The organism is Caulobacter sp. DWR1-3-2b1 (genome assembly GCF_049895765.1).
Lineage (GTDB): Bacteria > Pseudomonadota > Alphaproteobacteria > Caulobacterales > Caulobacteraceae > Caulobacter.
In genome coordinates this window covers 1-19,921 of sequence record NZ_JAFCSZ010000031.1, presented here as the reverse complement: position 1 = coordinate 19,921, position 19,921 = coordinate 1, and the positions used below count along the sequence as shown (strand labels likewise).

The window sequence follows — 19,921 nt, the reverse complement described above, 5'->3', positions numbered from 1 at the left end:
CGTCCTCACCTACTGCAATGCCGCTTTGATAGCACCGCCCGGGCTCGCCTCCGTATCGCTACCGCGATTTCCAGTCCGGCGGACGCTTCTCGGCGAAGGCGCGCGGACCTTCCTGAGCGTCTTCGCTGCGATAGGTGAATTCGGAAGCATACCGGGCAGCCTGCAGCGCGGCGGCGCGGCCCATCTCGGTCGCCAGCATCACCGTCTCGCGGCCGGCCTTCACCGACAGCGGCGCGCCGTCGAGGATTTCCCTGGCCAGTTCTAGCGCCTTGTCCATCAGGGCTGCGGGTTCGGCCAGGCGATTGACCAGGCCGATCTCATAGGCGCGCTGGGCGGTTATCGACTTACCGGTGAGTATGATCTCCATCATGATCCGCTGCGGGATCATGTGGATGAGGGGCGCGGCCCAGGGCGAGCTGCGCCCTACCTTCACCTCGGTGATCGCGAACCTGGCCTCGGTGCTGGCCACGCACAGGTCACAGGCCTGGGCGATCATCCAGCCGCCGGCGAAGGCCACGCCATTGACCGCTGCGATGGTCGGCTTGGACAGTTCGATATTGTCGCCGGGAACGGGGAACATGTCGCGCGGCGGCACCTGCAGGCCGCGCTCGACCATTTCCTTCAGATCGCCGCCCGCGCAGAAGGCCTTCTCCCCTGCCCCGGTCAGTATGGCGACGCGCAGGGCCGGATCGCGCTCAAACCTGTCCCAGGCGGCGAACAGGCCGTCGCGGATGTCCTTGCCCAGGGCGTTGCGCTGTTCGGGCCGGTTCAGCGTGATGATGGCGATGCCGTCGTCGCGGGCATCGAACAGGACAGCGTCGCTCATCAGAAGCCTCTCTGCTGGATGGTGTGCGCCGCGCGGTCCAACGCTTCTCGGAAGTCTGGATGAGCGATGGCGATCAGGCGGCGAGTGCGCTCGGCCAGCGACTGGCCCTTGAGTTCGGCCGCGCCAAACTCGGTCACGATCAGGTCGACATCGCTGCGCGCTGTGGTCACCGGACCCGACAGCGTTGGAACGATGCGGCTGATGACACCGTCCTTGGCGGTGGCCGGCAGCGCAATGATCGAATGTCCGCCGGGCGAACGTGCGCCAGCCCGAACGAAATCAACCTGCCCTCCGGTGCCGCCCATATAGGCCGGGCCGCTTTGCTCGGCGTTCACCTGGCCGGTCAGATCCACTTCCAGCGCCGAATTGATTGTGACCAGGCGCTCCAGACTAGCAAGAACCGCCGCGTCGTGGGTGTAGGTAGTCGCACACATGCGGACCGCCGCGTTGCGATGCGCGAAGTCGTAGAGCTTCCGGGTTCCAATCAAGGCGCCATTGATCGAAACGCCGGTGTCGATGGCCTTGCGGGCATTGGTGACGACGCCGGCCTCGACCAGCTCGACCAAACCATCGCCCAGCATGCCCGAATGGACGCCCAGGTCCTTGCGGTCGTGCAGCAGGCGCAGGATGGCGTCCGGCACCGCGCCGACGCCGGTCTGGATTACCGCCCCGTCGCCGATATAGGCGGCGGCGTGCCGAGCGATCGCCTCGTCGGTCTCGCTGATCCTCGCCGGAGCGACTTCTACCGGGCTCCGCGAAACATGAACGGCGCAGTCTATCCGAACTCCCGGCAGCAGTTCGCCGAAAGTATAGGGGATCTGGTCATTGACCTCGGCGATCACCACGCGCGCCTTGTCGACCACCGCTCGCACATGGTCGGCGATCAGGCCGAAGCTGTGGTTTCCCTCAGAATCCGCCGGGCTGACCTGGACGAAGGCGACATCGCAGCCGATCAGGCCTTGGGCGATCATCGGTCCTATCTGGCTGACGTGCGCGGGGATGACACCCAGCTTGCCCACCTTGGTCATCGACCGCAGCGCGCCGATGGCGCCCATGCTCGACAGCGCGAAACTCTCCGCCGATGGCGGCGTGAACAATCCCGAAAAGCTAGTCGCGATGAACGCCGACAGATCGCCGATATCCCTGCCCTGCGCGATCAGCGCCTCGACCAGTGTGGTCGGCTCGCCACACGCTTGGCCCATGACGATATTATCACCTGGGCGAAGGAACTGGTTGAGATCCAGGCCGGCCGCGTCGGTGACGACCGTCACGACTGTTCCGCCAGAGCGAGCAGCGCTTGCGCGCGCGCCAGATAGGGTCGGTCCAACATACCGCCCTTGTAACCGATCGTGCCGACACCCGGATTGGCGGCGAACAGGTCGACGATCTCATGTGCGGCCGCGATCTCTTCGGCGGTCGGGCTGAACGCGGCGTTGATCACATCAACCTGAGCCGGGTGGATCGCCAGCATCCCACGATAGCCGTCGCGACGCACCTGCTCTGCCCGCTTGCGCAAGGTCTCGAGGTCTCGGAAATCGCCCTGGATGGTTTCGATGGGCGACACCCTGGCCGCAGAGGCGCCGAGCAGGCACAGGCTTCGCGCCAGTTGGTAGGTGAAGGCGTAGCTCCCGTCGGGATTGCGGTTCTCGCTGGCGCCCAAGGCGTCGGCCAGATCCTCCGCGCCCCAGGTCATGGCGATCAGACGCGGCGCGCCGGCATAGTCACCCGTCGTGAACATCCCCTCGGCCGTCTCGGTCACCAGGGCGATGACCTTGGTCGAGCCCTGCTCGATCCCGGCCGAGACCTCCAGGGCCGACAAGTAGTGGTCGAGCAGTTCGACATCCGCCGGCCCGCGCGACTTGGGCAGCATGATCCCGCCAGGACGACCAGGCATGATCGCCGCCAGATCGGTCAGCGTATGCGGACCGTCCAACGGGTTGATGCGCACCCACAGTCGCGAGCGGTCTTCGGGCTGGCGATCAAGGAACTCGCGCACGATCCGGCGCGCCGTCGGCTTTTCCTCGGGCGCTACCGCGTCTTCCAAGTCGAAGATCACGATGTCCGCCGATCCGGCGCTCGCCTTCTCCATCTTCTTTTCGCTGTCGCCCGGCGCGAAGAGCCAGGAGCGTATCTTCAGCGAGGAGTCTTTGGCCGTCGTCATTCACATTTCCCGATCCGGACAGTCCGCGCCGTCCGCTATATCGCTCAGTAGGACTTGGGGAGTCCCAGCACTTTTTCCGCCAGATAGTTCAGAATCATGTGCGGGCTGACCGGCGCTGTCCGAGGGATCAGGCTTTCACGGACATAGCGCTCGACATGATATTCCTGCGCATAGCCCATACCGCCCAGGGTGAGCATGGCGGTGTGGCAGGCCTCGAACCCAAACTCGCCAGCCAGATATTTGGCGGCATTGGCCTCGACGCCGCAATCCAGACCCTTGTCGAACAAGTCTGCGGCCTTCATTGCCATCAGGTTGGCCGCCTCGAGCTGAGCCCAGCATTTGGCCAGCGGATGCTGAATGCCCTGGTTCTGGCCGATCGGCCGGTCGAAGACGATCCGCTCGCGGGCATAGCGGGCGGCGCGAGCGATCGCGGCGCGCCCGAGCCCGACCGCTTCCGAGGCCAGGAGCACGCGTTCGGGATTGAGCCCGTGCAGAATGATTTTGAAGCCTTCGCCCTCGACGCCGATCCGGTCCTCTTCCGGGATCCAAAGGTCCTCGATGAAGAGCATGTTCGAGTCGATGGCGTGGCGACCCATCTTGTGAATCAGCCGCACATCGATCTTCGAGCGGTCGAAGTCGGTGTAGAAGAGCGATAGCCCCTCGGTCTTGCGCTTCACCTCGTCGAGCGGCGTGGTGCGGGCCAGCAGCAGCATCTTGTTGGAGACCTGCGCCGTCGAGATCCAGATCTTCTCGCCATTGACCAGATAGCCGCCGTCCCTGCGCTCGGCGCGGGTCTTGAGCGCGGTAGTGTTGAGGCCGGCATTGGGCTCGGTCACGGCGAAGCAGGCCTTGTCCCGGCCGCAGATGATCCCGGGGATCGACCGCTGCTTCTGCTCCTCGGTGCCAAACAGAATGATCGGCTGCAGCCCGAAGATGTTGATGTGGACGGCCGAGGCGCCGCTCATCCCGGCGCCGGATTCGGCGATCGCCTGCATCATGATCGAGGCTTCGGTGATCCCCAGGCCCGAGCCGCCGTAGGCCTCCGGCATGGCGATGCCGAGCCACCCTGCGTCGGCCAGCGACCGGTAGAAATCCTCGGGAAACTCGCCCGAATTATCCCGCTCCAGCCAGTACTCGTCAGGGAACTGCGAGCAGTGCTTGAGGATCGCGTCTCGGATGTTCTGCTGGTCTTGGGTGAATGAGAAATCCACGATTTGGCGACCTTGTTCCGGGCGTATTGACTGCCTCGGCGGGTAGCAGCCGCGGCGCCGGGCCACAACGACCCGCCCGGCACATATCGCCAGTGCGGAGGGCAACCGGATGGATTTAGCTCGCTCATTGGCCTAGCCGCTATGGGACGGCGAGGAGCAATACATGGGCGAGAAACCCCGGGGCGCTGGCCCCCTGTCTGGCGTGCGCGTCATCGACCTGACCAGCATGGTCTTCGGGCCGTATGCGACGCAGATCATGGCGGACATGGGCGCCGACGTGATCAAGATCGAGCCGCCCGGCGGCGACGCCACCCGTTACATCTCGGTTGCCCCGACGCCGGGCATGGCCGGCGTGTTCGTCAATGTGAACCGCGGCAAGCGCAGCATCGTCCTCGACCTGCAAAGCGACGACGGCAAGGCTGCGCTGTGGACGCTTCTGGAAACCGCTGACGTCTTCATCCACTCGATGCGGTCCAAGGCCATCGCCAAGCTGGGCTTCGACTACGAGGCGGTGGCCGCGATCAACCCTTCGGTCGTCTACACCAATTGCTACGGCTACGGCCGCAACGGGCCGGAGCGCGACCAACCCGCCTATGACGATACTATCCAGGCCGAGTGCGGCCTGACCGCCGTCCAGCAGATGCTGACGGGCGAGGCCAACTATGTTGGCACCATCGTTGCCGACAAGGTCGCGGGCCTGACCGCGCTCTATGCGACGACGATGGCTTTGTTCCATCGGGAACGGACCGGCCAGGGCCAGGAGGTCGAAATTGGCATGTTCGAGACGATGGCCTCGTTCATGCTGGTCGAGCACGCCAACGGGGCCATGTTCGAGCCGCCCCTGGGGCCGGCGCACTATCCCCGGGTGGTGGCCACCAACCGCAAGCCCTACCGCACCAGCGACGGCCATGTTTCGGCGTTGATCTACAACGACAAGCACTGGTCGTTGTTCGTCGACGCCGTAAAGCCTCCCTGGGCGGGCGAGGAATTCGCGACTCTGGCCAAGCGCGCTCAACAGATAGACCGGCTCTATGGCCTGCTGGCCGAGACCTTTGTGACCCGCACCACCCAGGAATGGCTGGACCTTCTGCGAAAGCTCGGCATCCCGGCCGCGCCCCTGCGCACACCGGACGAGCTGTTCGACAATCCCCATCTGAACGCCGTCGGCTTTTTCGAGACCGTCGAAACGCGCCAGGGAAAGGTTCGCTTTCCCGGCGTTCCAACGACCTTCTCGGCGACGCCGGGCAAGGTGGCGGGCCCTGCTCCCGAACTGGGCGAGCATTCGCAGCAGATACGCGAGGAGTTCGGCTTGAATGCCGCCGGCCGCGTCATGGCCGGGAGCGACAAGTGATGGGCGCTCTGTCCGGCAAGGTCGCGGTGGTGACCGGGGCCAGTAGAGGGATCGGCAAGGGTATAGCCCTGGCCCTCGCCGAGGCCGGCGCAACCGTCTACGTCACCGGTCGGACGGTGACCTCGGGCGCCCACCCCCTTCCCGGCACGGTCGGCGAGACCGCGGCCGAGTGTGATCGCCGCGGCGGCGAGGGAATCGCTGTCCAGGTCGATCACGCTGACGATGATCAGGTCGCCGCGCTGTTCGCGCAGGTCGAACGCGAGCAAGGCCGCCTCGATATCCTGGTCAACAACGCCTTCGCCCTGCCCGGGGATCTGACCGAGCCCAAGCCCTTCTGGGAAAAGCCGCTTTCCAACTGGGAAATGGTCGACGTAGGCGTGCGCTCGAACTTTGTGGCTGCCTGGCACGCGGCCAAGATCATGACGCCCCGAAAGTCCGGGCTGATCGTGGCCATTTCCGGCTATGTCGGCGTCACCTACACCTACGGCGTCGTCTTCGGCACCTGCAAGTCAGCCGTCGACCGCATGGCGCGCGATATGGCCATCGAACTGAAGCCGTATGACATCGCCTCGATCTCGATCTGGCAGGGCCTGACGTTCACGGAACGGGCCGAGCGCAACATCGCCAATAATCCGGCGATGAAACAGAGTGTCGTCACCAACCCCCTGGTTGGCTGCTCGCCCGAATTTCCGGGCCGGGTGATCGTCGCCCTGGCCAGCGATCCGCAGATGATGCGGCGTTCGGGCGGCACCTACATCACCGCCGAACTCGCCGAGGACTACGGCGTCACAGACATCGACGGAAAGATCATCCCGTCACTTCGCGACCAGCGTGGCTCGCCAATCTGGCAAGCGATCTAGGAGACCAAAATGACCAGCGACACGGACAAGCTCGCCCGGCTCGGGGAACTGCTGGACCGGCAGGATATCCTCGACAGCCTGACCCGGTTCAGCCGGGGCATGGACCGCTTCGACCGCGAGACCTTCCTGTCGGCGTTCCACCCTGACGCCCAGATCGCTGCGGGCACGTTCGTCGGCCAGCCGGACGCCCTCTATGACTGGGCCAGGGACATGCATGACGTCGGCCAGTCGGCGACCCACCACTCCCTGCTCAACCATAGCTGCGACCTGGACGGCGACACGGCCCATACCGAGACCTACTACCTGTTCGCCGCGCGCAATCGCGACGACAGCAACTGGATCGCTGGTGGGCGCTATATCGACCGCTTCGAGCGCCGCGTCGGTGCTTGGAAAATCGCCGTGCGCAGCACGGTGATCGAGTGGTCGGGTGTCCTGCCGACCATGCCGATTCCGTTCGGGGACGTGCCGGGCATCCATCTCAACGGCGCCGCCTCGCGCGATGGCGACGACCTGTCCTATCGCCGTCCGCTGACCAACCTGCGCAAGCCCAACATACCGTGACGTCTTCCAGTGGCCCCTTCTCGCTTGATGGTCGGGTCGCCCTGATAACAGGTGGCGCCAAGGGCATCGGCGCGGGGGTCGTGCGGATGCTGGCTGAGGCCGGCGCGCGCGTCGCGATCGCCGATCTGGATATCGCCGAGGCCGAGGCGTTGGCTGGTGGGCTGAGAGCCGAAGGCCTCGAAGCCCGTGCGTTCGCCGTGAACCTCGCCGACGAGGCCCAGATCGTGGCTCTGGTCGAGGATGTGTCCGAACAACTCGGCGCGCCTTGGGTCCTGGTCAACAACGCCGGGATCCAGGACCGCGAACTCCTGCTTGAAGGCACCGCCGCCGAGTGGGACCGGATGAACGCCATCAACGCCCGCGCGCCCTTCCTGCTGACCCGCGAGGTGGCGCGCAGGATGATCGCCGCGGGCCAGGGCGGGCGGATCGTAAACCTAGCCTCGTGCTCGCTGGCGGGTCAGATGATCAAGGGGCTGGCGGCCTATATGGGCTCCAAGGGCGCGCTCGCCGCCCTGACCCAGGCCAGCGCACTCGAGCTGGTCGAGCACGGGATTACCGTGAACACCATACTGCCGGGCGGCGTGGGCACACCGGGCGCAATGGGAGCCAAGGGACCGCCGGCGGAGGGACCCGCGCGCCGCCCACCGCCGCTGGGTCGCTGCGAACCAATCGATATCGCCGGCGCTGTCCTGTATTTCGCCTCGCCGGTGGCGCGCTACGCCACCAACCAGGTCCTGTGTGTCGATGCGGGTTGGTCCGTGAGCTAGCTTGCTTTCAAGCGCTGGCGTCTAGCGGAAGAAGGCCTCGCTCGGGTCGCCGTTCGCGGAGCCGACCGTTGGCGCGCCCAGGAACGGAATGCCCATCAACCCCTGCGCCCAGTCGACCGACACGCCCAAGTCCCTCATCCAGTCATAGAGCATCGTGCGGTGTGCGATCCGCCATTGGCCTTCGCGTCTTGCCATCCGGTCGAGGTATCGGCCGCCCAGGAAGACGTCGTGCTCCTCCGTTCCGACATCGATCCGGTGATAGGCGGTCACGTGGGTCTCGACCGTCGCGCGGTCATCGTCCAGTTCGATCAGGCTTTGCCCCAACGTGTGCAGCGTGACCGGAATGCTCGGGGAGCCGGGCGTAACCCAGGCGAGGTATTCGTCGAACGTCCCGGTGAAAATACCAAAATCGACCGCCGCGTCGCCCCAGAAGCACCCCGAGATCAAGGTCGCATCGCGCCGGTCCTCGCCGCGGGCGAGGCGGCCCAGGCAATCGCGGATCGTGTCGCGAGCGATGATCGCGCTCAGTTCCTCGTTGCTATTCACGGCATTGCCCTTCGCCAGATCGGTGACCCGAAGCCTATGGCCTGAATGGGTCAGATCAATCCCCGGCGAATGCGGTTATCGGAGCGGCGATATCGGTGGAAGACCGGGCAGGTTCGCTTGCGCGCCCTGACCCACCGATTACCACTGTTCGCAAAACGCGACAGGTGAGGTATCCCATGGCAGACGGCGCAATGGCTGCGGAACGGCCCGTGCCGTTCTCGGTGGAAAATCCCGAGCGCATTCCATCGCGGCGCTATTACGACGAGGAATTCTACCGGCTCGAAGGCGAGCACCTGTGGCCGCACGTCTGGCAGATGGCTTGCCGACTGGAACAGATCCCCAATGTCGGCGACTGGGTGGAATATTCAATTCTCGGCAAGTCGGTGATCGTCGTCCGCGCCAAAGAAGGCGTGAAGGCTTTCCACAATGCCTGTCGCCATCGGGGCGTGCCGTTCGTCAATGAGGGCGAGCATGGCAACTGCAAGACGCCCGGGTTCATCTGCCCTTTCCACGGTTGGCGCTGGAACATTGAGGGCGAGAACACCTTCGTCTACGGCAAGCACATGTTCAGCGAGGCCCAGCTGGACCAAGCCGACCTCGCGCTCAAGTCTTGCCGCGTCGAGCTGTGGGGCGGCTGCGCCTTCATCAATTTCGACGACAACGCGCCCTCGTTCCGTGACACCATCGGTCCGGTGGCCGGCCGGCTCGACGCTCATGGTGCGAGCAACGTGCGTTCGGAGTGGTGGTACGCCACCGTCATCCCGGCCAACTGGAAGGTCGCGATGGAGGCCTTCATGGAAGGCTATCACGTCATGCGCACGCATCCGCAGCTGCAGCAGGCGGCGCCGATGCTCTACAACATGATGTACGGCATGGACACCGGCGGGATCGGCGTGCCGATCGACCCGAACATGAGCGTGCGCGACAATATCAAGGCGCAGATCAGGCACCTGGGCCTGCTCAGCGAAGGCATGTCCGGCATGGTCCATGCCAAGGAAGTCGCCATCGCCCAGCAGCTGGCTGAGGTCGAACTGCCGGAGGATCCTGCTCAGGCGGTGATGATGTGGTACGGCATCCTTAACGCCCAGATCACCGCGCAACTGCAGGCCAGAGGCGAGGCCGTGCCCGACCTCAACGCGGTCGCGGTCTCTGACCCGATCCATGCGGTCGAGTTCATCTTCCCGAACTACTTCCTGCTACCGATGTTCTCGAGCATGTCCTCGTACCGCATCCGCCCGCTCGGTCCGGAAAGCTGCCTGTTCGAGCTGTGGTCGCTGACCCATGTCGCCGAGGGCGAGGCGCACCAGTCGCCGATGGAGCCCACTGTCCTGGCCTATGACAGCCAGGAGTTCCCGCCGATCCCGCGTCAGGATTACTCGAACATCCCGATCCAGCAGAAGGGCATGCATGCCGAGGGCTTCGAGTTCATGCGCCTCTCCAGGGATATCGAAGGCCTGATCAGCAATTACAACCGGATCATCGACGGCCACCTGAAGGGCGTCGATCAGAACAAGCTGGCCTCGGCCACCAACCTGCTGGGCGGTAACTTCGACGGCAAGATTCTTGATCTCGGCTTCTGAGTCGCGAGCAAACCGGCCGCCCTTCGCGGACGGCCGGTCGCTGGCATGTCTCGACCGTCGTTAGTGAACCTTCGCCAGTTCGGCGTCGATGATGTTCAGCTTTTCGGCCGGGATGCCCTTGGGATTGGTGGCGCTGAGTTCGCGGAGGGTCTTGCCCTTGGCCAGGGTCATACGGACATCCGACGAGATGCCCGGGAATTGCTTCTCGACGATCGCCTTGGCTTGCGGGTTGGCGAATAGTTCGCCGACGGTGGATTTCTCGGTCGAATAGGCAGGCGGAGGCGCCGCCATGGCGACGCTAGCCGACAGCGGAGCCACAGCGATGAACGCCGCAAGAAAGACGGCTTCGAGATTTAACGACATGCATTCCCCATTCATAAAGGCGTAAGAACGCAACCGATTGAATAATCGGCGGTCATTGGGTTCAGTAATTGAAAATAAATTGCTTGGCAGAGGCCACAATACACGCACTCCACACCAAAATCAAATAACATGTTACTCTAAAGTAGGCAAGTACGCCTGCTCTATCTCTCGACGAATATCTTCGCCGCCCGATCCGCCAGAACGCTTCGATTAGGCGGCCAAGCCGGGCCGACGAGCGTCGCGCCTAGTGGATAGAACGCGACGCTTGAGTCCCTCTGGAAATCGCTCGATCCCTTTCCCGAGAAGGATTTAGGCGGGTTCCAAGCGACTGAATCTCACCACTAGCTTTCGCCCCAGAGAGCCTCCGCCGCCGCGAGCCCCTGCCCGCCTCGGCCGCCGAGTTCGCTGATCAGCGCTTTGAGACGGTAGGTCCACAGGTGGAGAGGATGCTCCAGCGTCATGCCCATCGCGCCGAGGAACTGGTGGAAGTCATAGACTGTCGCGCGTGCGCTCTCCTGGGCATGGAGCGCGGCGAGCGCGGCGTCGCCTGCGTCCAGCGTGCCAGCCGCCTTCATCGCCAGCCAATAGACGCCGTTGGCCCGCACCTGGGCCTCTGCCAGCCGGTGCCGCAGCGCCTGGAAGGTGGCGAGCGGGCGGCCGAACTGTTGACGATCGGTGACGTAGGTGGCGGTGCTTTCCAACGCGGCGGCGAGCAGACCCGCGGCCTCCGCCGCTATCGCGACGCGCCAGCGGGTCGTGAGGACTTCCGGGGACACGGCATGCGTGGTGGTCGCGACCATCGACGGATCGACCAGCAGGCTGCCCATTGGGTAGCCAAACAGTGTGTCTTCGGTTCGAACCTGATCCTCGGTCGCGGTGAAGCTGGAGACCTTGTCCTTGCCGACCACGATTACGGTCGCCCCGGGCTTCAGGAACCGGATCGGCCGCGTCGACCGGCCTTCCAGCACCAGGCAGAAGGGGCGCGGAAGATCGGGAAAGAGCGGACGAACCAGAGCGCTGGCCGCCACCTCCACGGCATAGGGCAGCCGCGCCAGGCGCTCCACCACCAGCGCGGCCGAGCCGGCGCCCAGATCGGGATCGAAGGCGACATCCAGGAAGCCGCCGTCAGCGAGCTCTTGGTCAAGCCTGTCGCTCACCAGCGCGAAACCCGCGTCATGGATCGACGCACTGGCGAAAGGCCTGGCGAGAGAGTCGACCGCGTCGAGGATCGCGGTCTGGTCATTGGTCAGGGCGAGTTCCATCAGCGCGGCTCCCGGGGCAGCTTGAGCACATCGGTCGCAATGATGTTGAGCTGGATCTCGGCCGCGCCAGCCGCGATGCCGGCCACGATCCCGCGTTGATGGTGCATCTTGAGATAGGGGTGCGCGTCAGCCAGGGCTTCCGGCAGGTACTCGACGACGAACTCGGCGACCCGGCGTTCGGCCATGACGGTGGCGAAGCGCGCTGAGCTGGATTCCGCGCCGATCACCTCGCCCTTGCAACGTCGATCGATGATCGCATAGCTGGCCATCCGCGCGGCCTCGCACAGGGCGGCGCAATGGGCGGCCTCGATCTTGACGGCCTCGGCGTGGAACCCGTCCTGAGCCTTAAGTATCTGCACAGCGCGGTCGAGCGCGGCGCGCGCCAGGGCGTAGCGCGGAATTCCCAATCGCTCGTTGGTCAGAGAATAGGCGATGATCTCCCAAGCCTGCCCCTCTTCACCCAACCGGGCGCTTGCGGGCACGATGCAGTCGTCGAAGAACACCTCGTGGATGTCACCCTCACCGATCAGGGACGGGATCTGCCGCACCGTGATGCCCGGCGTGTCCATGGGCACAAGAAGGATCGAGATGCCCTTCTTGCGGTCGTCGCTGGTCCGGCAGACCAGGAAACAGGTGTCGGCGAGGCCCGCATAGCTGGTCCAGATCTTCTGACCCGAGACGCGGTAGTGATCGCCCTCCAGCACCGCCCGGGTACGCAGCGAGGCGAGATCCGAACCGGCGCCGGGCTCGGAAAAGCCCTGACACCACAGGGCGACGCCCTCGGTGATCGAGGGCAGATAGCGAGCCTGCTGCTCAGGCGAGCCATAGCGGATCAGCGTAGGGCCAACCCAGTTGACGTTCATGTACTGGCCGCCGCGCGGCTCGCCAGCGATCCACATTTCCTCGGCGAGAATGGCCTGGTGCCAGGGATCCAGCCCGCCGCCGCCGATCTCCTTGGGCCAATGCGGGGTCAGCAGACCGTCCCGGGCCAGCTTGCCGCAAAAGGTGCGCGCATAGTCAGTCAAGGCCGGCGAGGCCGGGCCATGCTGCGAAAACCGCTCCCAATCGTCGGGAAGCGTGTCGGCCAAAAAGTCCTGCAGTCGCTTGCGGAAGGCGGCTTCCTCGACGGTCCATTCAAAGTTCATCGGACTCTTCGTTTCGCAAAGGGCGTCGACCAGAACCTGGGCGCGCCGGCGGACCAACTATACCAAGCAGAAATGCCGCGCCGCGTGGGAACGAGGCCGCCTCCCAACAGACCGCCGTGGCGATATGGCTCCCTATTGCGCGAGCACGGCGAAGCCGCCCAAGTCACGGAGATGACCGAACTCTCCTTCACTGCCGTGGCCACCGCCAGCGAGATCGCGCCCGAGACCGCCAAGGAGGTCAAGGTGAACGGGCGCTCGATCCTGATTTGCCATAGCGATGGCCGCTTCTTCGCGGTCGAGAACAGATGCTCCCATGCCGAGGAACCTCTCGCGTGCGGTCGTCTGAAACGCGGCTGGCTGTCCTGCCCGGCGCACGGGGCGCGGTTCGATCTGGAAACCGGCGAGCCGTTGAACCCGCCGGCGACCGAGCCGATCGCCACCTTCGTTATCCGGATCAACGGGGACGTCATCGAAGTCGCGGCCTAACCCATCGCCTTGCCGATATCTCCCCTGCCCCCTTGCGGCATTGGCCCCAAATAGGCGCTAGCGTGTGGGCAGATTGGAGGCCCGTTCTTGACCGACGCCCTAGCGACATTGCGGCACGACATACGCGCCTGGCTGGAGGCCAATGCGCCCAGGGACTGGCGCGCGGCCTGCACCACACACGAAGCGTTTCTTGAGACGCAACGCAGCTGGTTCGCCAAGCTGGCCGAGGGCGGCTACGCCGTACCGCACTGGTCTGCCGAATGGCCGGGCGGCGGCCAAGGGTTGGCCGAACAGAAGGTGCTGTACGAGGAACTCGCGCGCGCCGACACGCCGCGCCTGCTGCTGTCCTTCATGTCGACCTACCACGCCGCCAGCACATTGTTCGAATGGGGCAGCGCCGAGCAGCAGGCCAGGTACATTCCCCGCATCCTCGAGGGCGAGATTTGGTGCCAGGGCTTCTCGGAGCCCAATGCGGGTTCCGATCTCGCCGCCGTGAGGACGCGCGCCGAGCGGCGCGGCGACGTCTACGTCGTCAACGGTCAGAAACTCTGGTCAACCATGGGCCAGTTCGCCGACAAGTGTCTGCTGCTGGTACGCACCAGCACGCAAGGCGCCAAGCAGGCCGGACTGACCTATCTGCTGCTCGACCTCAAGGCCAAGGGCGTCACCGCCCGGCCGATCCATCAAATTCACGGTGACGAGGAATTCGCCGAGCTGTTCCTCGACGATGTCGAGATCCCGGCCGAGGATCGGCTGGGCGCGGAGGGTCAGGGCTGGGCCGTCGCCCAATCGACACTGTCGTCCGAGCGAGGCCTGACCCTGCTTGAGCTTAGCGCTCGCATGCGCGGCGCGCTGTGGCGCATCGCCGACCTGATCCGCGAGAACGGCCGCGAAGGCGACGCCGGAATCCTGCGTGATTTCGGCCGTCTGGCAACGAAGATCGACGCGACCTGCGCGCTTGCCGACCAGTTCCTGGCCAACCGCATTTCTGGCAAGGAGCGCGTCGGTGACGCTTCATTGGTCAAGCTCTCCTATTCGCGCACTCTGCGCGAGTTCACCTCTCTGGGTCTGCGGATCAGCGGCCTGGAGGCCCAGTATCACGCACCGATCATCTTTGGCGGCGGCATGGAGACCGGCAACTGGATGGCCGACTTCATGAACAGCTACGCCTGGACCATCGCTGGCGGCAGCGACGAGGTTCAACGCAACATCATCGCCGAACGCCTGCTGGGCATGCCGCGCGAACCCAAGAGCTGGACGCTGGCGGGAGACGCGGCATGACCATCGACAGAGCCGAACTTCGGGACGCCACGCGCAAGGCTTTTGGCGCCGACGGCCTTGCTCCGGACTTCGAAGTCAACTGGGGCACGATCATTGAGATGGGCGCGCTGATGATGGCCGTTCCCGAAGACCTCGGCGGCTTGGGCCTTGGTCGTGAGGCCGCCGGCGTGATCCACACCGAACTGGGCCGCACACTCGCGCCCAGCCCGACCATTGCCCAGATGCTGGTGATCGAGGCGCTGTCCGCCGCCGACGGGCTGCCCGAACGCCAAGCCCTGCTCGACCGCGCCATGGGCGGCGAAGTGATGACGGCCTCGCTGGCTGGATCGGGCGGTTCGGGGGCCCTGACCTGCGTACCGGACGCTGATCGCGCCAGCCATGTCCTCGTCGTCCAAGAAGGCCGTATCACGCTGGTTCCCCTGGAAGGCGCCGAGATCAAGGCGCGGGACACCTGGGATAAGACCCGCCGGCTGTTCGACGTTCGTCCGACCGCAAGCGGCATGGTTCTGGTCGAGGGCGACGTTGCGATGGCGCTCGCTAGCCGCCTGGAGGCGCAACTGCTGTTCGCTCTGGCCGGCGACTCCCTTGGCGGCGCGGATGCGATCCTCGAACTGACGATCGAATATCTTGGGACCCGCCGCCAGTTCGACCGTCCCCTCGCCCTATTCCAGGCGCTCAAGCACCGCGTCGCGGACATGAAGACCTGGCTGTCGGCGGCCGAGGCGCTGTTCTGGAACCGCGCCACCGACACTTCCGCCGGCCTGCCCGAACTGGGCGCGCTGAAGGCCCATGCAACGAGCGTCTATCGGGCCATCGCCGAGGACGCGATCCAGCTCCACGGCGGGATTGGCCTGACGATGGAACACCACTGCCACCTGTTTCTGAAGCGCGCGACGCTGAACTGCGTGCTCAGCAGAGATGCCGATCACTGGGAAGAACAAACGGGACGGCTGGCGCTCGTAAAAGCGACGGCCTGAACCCGATAAAATTAGGGAGAAGACTATGTTGCGTGGCCGCGACCGCCCTGCCCCCTGTCGCCCTGTCCCACGCACAGGAAAAGACGATGCCCCGGCGGTCTCGGCGTCTGAAGATCCACTGTTCCGCGAAGCCTATATCGACATCGACGAGTGGCGCGAGACACCCGTCCGCCACCGCTATGTCCATGGCGGCTTGAAGGGCACGGAGACCCACTTCTCTTTCTATCTACCTGAAAGGGCTGACTACCAGGGCCGCTTCTTTCAGCACATCACGCCGGTGCCAGACAGCGAGATCCTCGCCCAGAAGATGCCGCCCGGCGAAGAGAACAAGATCGGTTTCACCCTCGCCTCGGGCGCCTATTTCGTCGAGACGAACGGCGGCGGGCCAAACCAGGTCGGCATGCCCGGCATGGGAACCGATCCCACCGTCGCCGCCTACCGCGCCAACGCCGCCGCGGCCCAATATTCGCGTGTCGTGGCTCAGCAGATGTACGGCGGCGCGCGCCCCTACGGCTATGCATTCGGCGGCAGTGGCGGGGCATACCGCACCCATCGGCTCGATCGATAACACCTCCGGCGTCTGAGACGGGGTCGTGCCCTATGTGGTCGGTTCGACCATGGCGATCCCCAATATGTTCACCATCCGCATGCACCCCATGCGCATCCTGAAAGACAGGTTTCCGCAGATCCTCGACGCGGTCGAGCCCGGCGGCAGCGGCAATCCCTATGCCGGCCTGAACGCCGAGGAGGCCGCCGCGCTGCGCGAAGTCACCCGGATGGGTTTCCCGCCGCAGTCCTGGTTTGGCTACAGGACCATGGGTATCCATGGCTTCGCCGCGCTCTATCAGGGCATGGTGATGGCCGACCCGGGCTACTTCAAGGACTTCTGGACGAAGCCCGGCTATCTCGGATTTGACGATCCCAAGTCGTTCGACAGCGCGCGCATGCAGCACAAGGCCGTCGTCGTCGCGCCGATCACCGCCGCCGAGGCAGCCCAGCTGTGCCCTCAACACCAGCATCGTCAACGGCGCCAAGGACGGAGGCGTCGACAACGCCTTCGCCGCGCTTCAAGGCGAAGGCGGCAAGCGGATTGTCGCCTACCGCCTCTCCAGCCCCCCGCCCTCGATCGACTTCCTCGGCGGCGATCCGATCGTGCAGAGCGGCGCGGCGCGGCGGCGAGGAAGAAACTGACGGTCAGCCGGATCGTCGGGGACGTGGTGGTGCCGGGTGTGGTCGATCCCGCCGTCGCGGCTCGCATCGCGGTCGGCGATGAGGTTCAGATCGACAACAGCAACTTCCTCGCGGCCCAGACCTATCACCGCCATCAGGTCCCCGGACCCGACTTCACGGTCTGGGACCAGTTTCGAGGACCGGACGGCAAGCCGCTCTATCCCCAGCGCCCGATGTTGCTGGGACCGCTGTTCGTTAACGCCACGGCGGGGTCGCTCCAGACCGGCGTGTTCAAGGGCAAGATGATCCTTGTCGAGTCGCTCTGGGACCGTGAGGCCATGCCACGGCAAGCCGACTGGTATCGCAAGCGCGTCGAGGCCAATCTGGGCAAGAGAACAGACGAAAGTTTCAGGGTCTGGCACACCGATCATGCGCTGCACGGCGACAACGCCGAGCAGGAAGATCCTACGCGTACGGTCAGCTATCTGGGTGTCCTGCACCAAGCCCTGCGCGACCTGTCGCAATGGGTCGAGAAGGGCGTCGCGCCTCCCGCCAGCACGAGCTACCGGATCGATGATGGCCAGGTGGTTGTGCCCGTCTCCGCGAAGGCGCGCCACGGGGTCCAGCCCGTCGCAACGGTTACCGCCAATGGTGGCGCCAAGGCTGTCGTGAGGTCGGGGCAGCCCGTCCGCTTTACCGCCAGAGTCGAAGTCCCGCCAGGCGTCGGCAAGATCGTTTCGGCGGAATGGGATTTCGAGGGCGCGGGAACGTTCCCGGTGAAAGTCCAGCTGTCTGGTGCGCCGAACGCCCAGCTGACCCTTCAAACGAACCACGCCTTCACCAAGCCGGGCGTCTATTTCCCGGCCCTGCGGGTCGCTTCGGAACGCAATGGCGACGCCAAGACCCCCCATGCCCGCATCCAGAACCTAGGCCGCGTTCGCGTGTTAGTGGAATAACCGGCCGTGCGGGTCAAAGGCGCGCTTCCACCAGCAGCAGGCTGGCCAGCGTCTCTGGCTGGGTATTCATCACTTGGTGTCCCGCGTCGATGTGAACGACGCGGTCGATATGCAGCCGCTGGGCAAAGCGTTTCTGCCAGATGGGCGGAAGGATTCCGTCTCGCTCGCACAGGATGTAGCTCGACGGCAGGTCGCGCAGATGGGCGTAGCTCCAGTGGACGGCGCAGGTGACCGCCACGGGCCAGCTATCCTCGTCAAGCCGCGCCGGAAACGCGCGGGCCTGTTCGGCATCCATGTCGTTGCAGAACTGGAGCGGCCGCTGAACATCCTGGCCGTGGACGTCTGGATCGAGCGGCCAGCCGACCTCGTCGGGATTTTCCCCGTGCAGGCCTCGGCCCATCATCTCCAAGATGTTCTGTCCCGGCAGCGGCGCGCAGCAGGACAGATAGACCAGTCTTCGGAAGAGGCCCGGCTGGCGCTCCGCCATCACCGGCAGCATCGTGCCGGCCTGCGAATGGCCAACCACCACCACATCGCTTAGAGGCTGACCCAAAATGAAGTTGTGTGATTTCAGTCACTTGTGATTCTGTTGGAGGTGCGAGCCAACAACGGAATTTGACATGTGGACCGAAACCACCCGGCGCAAGCATGCCCGAAAGGGCCTGCGGTATTCAAGCGATCTGACGGACGAGGAATGGGCGGTTCTGGAACCGCTGGTCCCGGCGCGGTCTCGGCTTGGGCGGCCGGCCAAGTGGTCCCGGCGGACGATCACCAACGCCCTGTTCTATGTTTTGCGTAGCGGCCTGCCGTGGCGGATGCTGCCGGGAGACTTTCCGCCGGTGACGACGGTTCAGCGCTATTTCTACGCCTGGCGCGACAGCGGCCTTTGGACCTCGATCAATCATCTGTTGCTGATGGCCTGCCGTGAGGCGGCGGGGCGCCAGGCCTCGCCCAGCGCCGGAGTGATCGACAGCCAGAGCGTCAAAACCACCGAAAGCGGCGGGTCTTGCGGCTATGACGCAGGCAAGAAGATCAAAGGCCGCAAGCGCCACATCCTCACCGACACCGGCGGTTTGCTGGTCACAGCCCGGGTCCATACAGCCGATATCCAGGATCGCGACGGCGCGCCCGACGTCCTGACCGCGATCCGATCCAGCTTCCCCTGGCTGCGCCACGTCTTCGCCGACGGCGGCTATGCCGGCGACAAGCTGCGACAAGCCATGGCGGGGCGGGGCGGGGCGACTGGAAGATCGAGATCATCAAGCGATCCGACGCCGCCAGGGGCTTCGTGCTGCTGCCCCGCCGATGGGTCGTGGAGCGCACCTTCGCCTGGCTCGGCCGAAACCGCCGCCTGGCCAGGGACTTCGAGGCCACTCTCGACAGCTCAACGGCATGGCTCTTCATGGCATCGGTCCAGCTCATGACCCGAAGGCTCGCAACCCTCTGATCACAATCAGAAACATTATGAGTCAGACTCTGAGGTTTCGCCTGACACGGGTGGAACCGCAGACACCGCGTTAGTTTGAATTGGTCGTTAGGGCCTAGGCGGACCCGGGGGCCGCTTCAAGGACCAAGAGATACCCAAGCCGCCGGCCGCGAGCATGATAGCTCCGATGACTGCCCAAGTCAGCGAGGGACCCTGAACGGGAGCGCAATCCGCAAAGCAGAGAATCGGCCGAACGTGCACGATCCCCAGTCCCTGGAGCAGCCAGAGCCCGCCCAGCAATTGGGCAATAGCGCTGAAAACAAAGGCTGCCTTCTTCAAGTCATCTCTCCGTTCTGAGACTTAAGCGTGCGCTTCAGCCATCTGCGTAAATTCATAGCGTCGATCGATGACCGGCTGCAATACGCCGGCTCGCGCCGACTCGGCGAGTTGCCGCACGTCCTCGGGCGATTTCGAAGGCCCCGAAGGCCTGATCGATACGCCGGAAGTGCGGGACGGGGCGTTGCGGGGTGTCCCCGCAGAGGGGCGACGAGGTCCATGTTTTCTGGTCGCGCTAGGCACCCGGCAGTACGACCATCAGCGCCCAGATGCCCGCGCCGATGATCAGCGCCACCGCGAGCAGGCTGGCCCAGCCGGCGGGGGGCGTTCGGGCGAAGGCGAGGCGGCATAAGCGCACCTACTGGATTGATTCCAACGTTTGTTGCCCACGGGCGGCGGCGGCGATGATCTTGTTGGGGTCGGCGGTCCAGACGAAGGGTTTGGGTTACTGATTGTGGTCGGAGACGAAGCGGTTGATGGCGGCCTGGAGGTCGACGACGCCCTTGAACACGCCGCGCTTGAGGCGGCGCTTGGCGGGGACCGCGAAGAAACCCTCGACGGCGTTGAGCCAACTGGCCGAGGTGGGGGTGAAGTGGAAGGTCCAGCGCGGATGGCGCCCCAGCCACGCGACCACCTTGGGATGCTTGTGGGTGGCG

General features: G+C 64.9%; 20 protein-coding genes and 3 pseudogenes. 11 read left to right on the top strand and 12 right to left on the bottom strand.

Annotated features, from left to right (window positions below; translation table 11 throughout):
- Positions 1 to 58 precede the first annotated feature (58 nt).
- Genes ACP69S_RS19185 through ACP69S_RS19170 form a run of 4 tightly spaced genes read right to left on the bottom strand, consistent with a single transcriptional unit; the run spans position 59 to position 4,201 of the window.
- Positions 59 to 826, bottom strand: coding sequence for an enoyl-CoA hydratase/isomerase family protein (locus ACP69S_RS19185; protein ID WP_425999965.1), 768 nt, complete (start codon positions 824 to 826; stop codon positions 59 to 61).
- Positions 826 to 2,097 carry an acetyl-CoA hydrolase/transferase family protein gene (locus tag ACP69S_RS19180; protein ID WP_425999963.1) on the bottom strand — a complete coding sequence of 424 codons (1,272 nt, stop codon included), beginning with the start codon at positions 2,095 to 2,097 and terminating at the stop codon, positions 826 to 828. Before ACP69S_RS19180 ends, ACP69S_RS19185 begins: the two co-directional genes overlap by 1 nt.
- A complete protein-coding gene (locus ACP69S_RS19175; protein WP_425999961.1) occupies positions 2,094 to 2,987 on the bottom strand; it encodes an HpcH/HpaI aldolase/citrate lyase family protein in 894 nt (297 codons plus the stop codon). Before ACP69S_RS19175 ends, ACP69S_RS19180 begins: the two co-directional genes overlap by 4 nt.
- Before the next feature lie 44 nt (positions 2,988 to 3,031).
- Positions 3,032 to 4,201 (bottom strand): acyl-CoA dehydrogenase family protein, encoded by a 1,170-nt coding sequence (locus tag ACP69S_RS19170; RefSeq protein ID WP_425999999.1) that lies wholly within the window; start codon positions 4,199 to 4,201, stop codon positions 3,032 to 3,034.
- Between the two features lie 160 nt (positions 4,202 to 4,361).
- Between ACP69S_RS19170 and ACP69S_RS19165 the strand changes: the two genes are divergently transcribed.
- The 4 genes and pseudogenes from ACP69S_RS19165 (at position 4,362) to ACP69S_RS19150 (ending at position 7,737) form a co-directional block, all read left to right on the top strand.
- Positions 4,362 to 5,549, top strand: a complete 1,188-nt coding sequence (locus ACP69S_RS19165; protein ID WP_425999959.1) for a CaiB/BaiF CoA transferase family protein — start codon at positions 4,362 to 4,364, stop codon at positions 5,547 to 5,549.
- A pseudogene (locus ACP69S_RS19160) lies at positions 5,549 to 6,214 on the top strand (SDR family NAD(P)-dependent oxidoreductase); the annotation flags it as partial. The gene ACP69S_RS19165 and the pseudogene ACP69S_RS19160, both read left to right, overlap by 1 nt.
- 204 nt (positions 6,215 to 6,418) lie before the next feature.
- On the top strand, positions 6,419 to 6,970 hold the full coding sequence (locus ACP69S_RS19155; protein WP_425999957.1) for a nuclear transport factor 2 family protein: 552 nt from the start codon (positions 6,419 to 6,421) through the stop codon (positions 6,968 to 6,970).
- Complete coding sequence (locus tag ACP69S_RS19150; protein WP_425999956.1) at positions 6,967 to 7,737, top strand: SDR family NAD(P)-dependent oxidoreductase; 771 nt, start codon at positions 6,967 to 6,969, stop codon at positions 7,735 to 7,737. Before ACP69S_RS19155 ends, ACP69S_RS19150 begins: the two co-directional genes overlap by 4 nt.
- 21 nt (positions 7,738 to 7,758) lie before the next feature.
- On the opposite strand, the gene ACP69S_RS19145 is transcribed toward ACP69S_RS19150, so the two are convergent.
- Positions 7,759 to 8,283, bottom strand: coding sequence for a nuclear transport factor 2 family protein (locus ACP69S_RS19145; RefSeq protein WP_425999954.1), 525 nt, complete (start codon positions 8,281 to 8,283; stop codon positions 7,759 to 7,761).
- Between the two features lie 176 nt (positions 8,284 to 8,459).
- Between ACP69S_RS19145 and ACP69S_RS19140 the strand changes: the two genes are divergently transcribed.
- A complete protein-coding gene (locus tag ACP69S_RS19140; protein WP_425999952.1) occupies positions 8,460 to 9,863 on the top strand; it encodes an aromatic ring-hydroxylating oxygenase subunit alpha in 1,404 nt (467 codons plus the stop codon).
- A 60-nt stretch (positions 9,864 to 9,923) separates the two neighbouring features.
- Here ACP69S_RS19140 and ACP69S_RS19135 read toward each other — a convergent pair whose 3' ends face one another.
- From ACP69S_RS19135 to ACP69S_RS19125, 3 genes are all read right to left on the bottom strand, one after another.
- Entirely contained in the window at positions 9,924 to 10,226 is a 303-nt protein-coding gene (locus ACP69S_RS19135) for a hypothetical protein (protein WP_425999950.1), read from the bottom strand.
- Between the two features lie 341 nt (positions 10,227 to 10,567).
- Positions 10,568 to 11,488, bottom strand: a complete 921-nt coding sequence (locus ACP69S_RS19130; protein WP_425999949.1) for an acyl-CoA dehydrogenase family protein — start codon at positions 11,486 to 11,488, stop codon at positions 10,568 to 10,570.
- Positions 11,488 to 12,633, bottom strand: coding sequence for an acyl-CoA dehydrogenase family protein (locus ACP69S_RS19125; RefSeq protein WP_425999946.1), 1,146 nt, complete (start codon positions 12,631 to 12,633; stop codon positions 11,488 to 11,490). The genes ACP69S_RS19130 and ACP69S_RS19125 overlap by 1 nt, the downstream gene beginning before the upstream one ends.
- A gap of 135 nt (positions 12,634 to 12,768) precedes the next feature.
- On the opposite strand from ACP69S_RS19125, the gene ACP69S_RS19120 reads away from it, so the two are divergent.
- The 5 genes from ACP69S_RS19120 (at position 12,769) to ACP69S_RS19100 (ending at position 17,503) form a co-directional block, all read left to right on the top strand.
- The gene (locus tag ACP69S_RS19120) at positions 12,769 to 13,119 is read left to right on the top strand and encodes a Rieske (2Fe-2S) protein (RefSeq protein ID WP_425999944.1); all 351 of its coding nucleotides are present in this window, start codon (positions 12,769 to 12,771) and stop codon (positions 13,117 to 13,119) included.
- A gap of 87 nt (positions 13,120 to 13,206) precedes the next feature.
- Positions 13,207 to 14,400 carry an acyl-CoA dehydrogenase family protein gene (locus tag ACP69S_RS19115; RefSeq protein WP_425999942.1) on the top strand — a complete coding sequence of 398 codons (1,194 nt, stop codon included), beginning with the start codon at positions 13,207 to 13,209 and terminating at the stop codon, positions 14,398 to 14,400.
- On the top strand, positions 14,397 to 15,377 hold the full coding sequence (locus ACP69S_RS19110) for an acyl-CoA dehydrogenase family protein (RefSeq protein ID WP_425999940.1): 981 nt from the start codon (positions 14,397 to 14,399) through the stop codon (positions 15,375 to 15,377). The genes ACP69S_RS19115 and ACP69S_RS19110 overlap by 4 nt, the downstream gene beginning before the upstream one ends.
- 25 nt (positions 15,378 to 15,402) lie before the next feature.
- Positions 15,403 to 15,945: a hypothetical protein gene (locus ACP69S_RS19105; protein ID WP_425999939.1), complete on the top strand. Its 543-nt coding sequence runs from the start codon at positions 15,403 to 15,405 to the stop codon at positions 15,943 to 15,945.
- Positions 15,946 to 15,970: 25 nt separating this feature from the next.
- Entirely contained in the window at positions 15,971 to 17,503 is a 1,533-nt protein-coding gene (locus ACP69S_RS19100) for a PKD domain-containing protein (protein ID WP_425999937.1), read from the top strand.
- Positions 17,504 to 17,516: 13 nt separating this feature from the next.
- On the opposite strand, the gene ACP69S_RS19095 is transcribed toward ACP69S_RS19100, so the two are convergent.
- Positions 17,517 to 18,032 (bottom strand): alpha/beta fold hydrolase, encoded by a 516-nt coding sequence (locus ACP69S_RS19095; protein ID WP_425999935.1) that lies wholly within the window; start codon positions 18,030 to 18,032, stop codon positions 17,517 to 17,519.
- Between the two features lie 91 nt (positions 18,033 to 18,123).
- Here ACP69S_RS19095 and ACP69S_RS19090 point away from each other — a divergent pair.
- A pseudogene (locus ACP69S_RS19090) lies at positions 18,124 to 18,950 on the top strand (IS5 family transposase).
- Positions 18,951 to 19,289: 339 nt separating this feature from the next.
- Here ACP69S_RS19090 and ACP69S_RS19085 read toward each other — a convergent pair.
- The 3 genes and pseudogenes from ACP69S_RS19085 to ACP69S_RS19075 all read right to left on the bottom strand — a co-directional run.
- Complete coding sequence (locus tag ACP69S_RS19085) at positions 19,290 to 19,508, bottom strand: zinc-binding dehydrogenase (protein ID WP_425999933.1); 219 nt, start codon at positions 19,506 to 19,508, stop codon at positions 19,290 to 19,292.
- The gene (locus ACP69S_RS19080) at positions 19,501 to 19,623 is read right to left on the bottom strand and encodes a hypothetical protein (RefSeq protein ID WP_425999932.1); all 123 of its coding nucleotides are present in this window, start codon (positions 19,621 to 19,623) and stop codon (positions 19,501 to 19,503) included. Before ACP69S_RS19080 ends, ACP69S_RS19085 begins: the two co-directional genes overlap by 8 nt.
- Positions 19,624 to 19,921 (bottom strand): annotated as a pseudogene (locus tag ACP69S_RS19075) (IS630 family transposase); the annotation flags it as partial.

Coding starts and splice junctions, on each gene's coding strand:
- ACP69S_RS19185 (WP_425999965.1), bottom strand. CDS start 826: ATGAGCGACGCTGTCCTGTTCGATGCCCGCGACGACGGCATCGCCATC.
- ACP69S_RS19175 (WP_425999961.1), bottom strand. CDS start 2,987: ATGACGACGGCCAAAGACTCCTCGCTGAAGATACGCTCCTGGCTCTTC.
- ACP69S_RS19165 (WP_425999959.1), top strand. CDS start 4,362: ATGGGCGAGAAACCCCGGGGCGCTGGCCCCCTGTCTGGCGTGCGCGTC.
- ACP69S_RS19155 (WP_425999957.1), top strand. CDS start 6,419: ATGACCAGCGACACGGACAAGCTCGCCCGGCTCGGGGAACTGCTGGAC.
- ACP69S_RS19140 (WP_425999952.1), top strand. CDS start 8,460: ATGGCAGACGGCGCAATGGCTGCGGAACGGCCCGTGCCGTTCTCGGTG.
- ACP69S_RS19135 (WP_425999950.1), bottom strand. CDS start 10,226: ATGTCGTTAAATCTCGAAGCCGTCTTTCTTGCGGCGTTCATCGCTGTG.
- ACP69S_RS19130 (WP_425999949.1), bottom strand. CDS start 11,488: ATGGAACTCGCCCTGACCAATGACCAGACCGCGATCCTCGACGCGGTC.
- ACP69S_RS19125 (WP_425999946.1), bottom strand. CDS start 12,633: ATGAACTTTGAATGGACCGTCGAGGAAGCCGCCTTCCGCAAGCGACTG.
- ACP69S_RS19110 (WP_425999940.1), top strand. CDS start 14,397: ATGACCATCGACAGAGCCGAACTTCGGGACGCCACGCGCAAGGCTTTT.
- ACP69S_RS19105 (WP_425999939.1), top strand. CDS start 15,403: ATGTTGCGTGGCCGCGACCGCCCTGCCCCCTGTCGCCCTGTCCCACGC.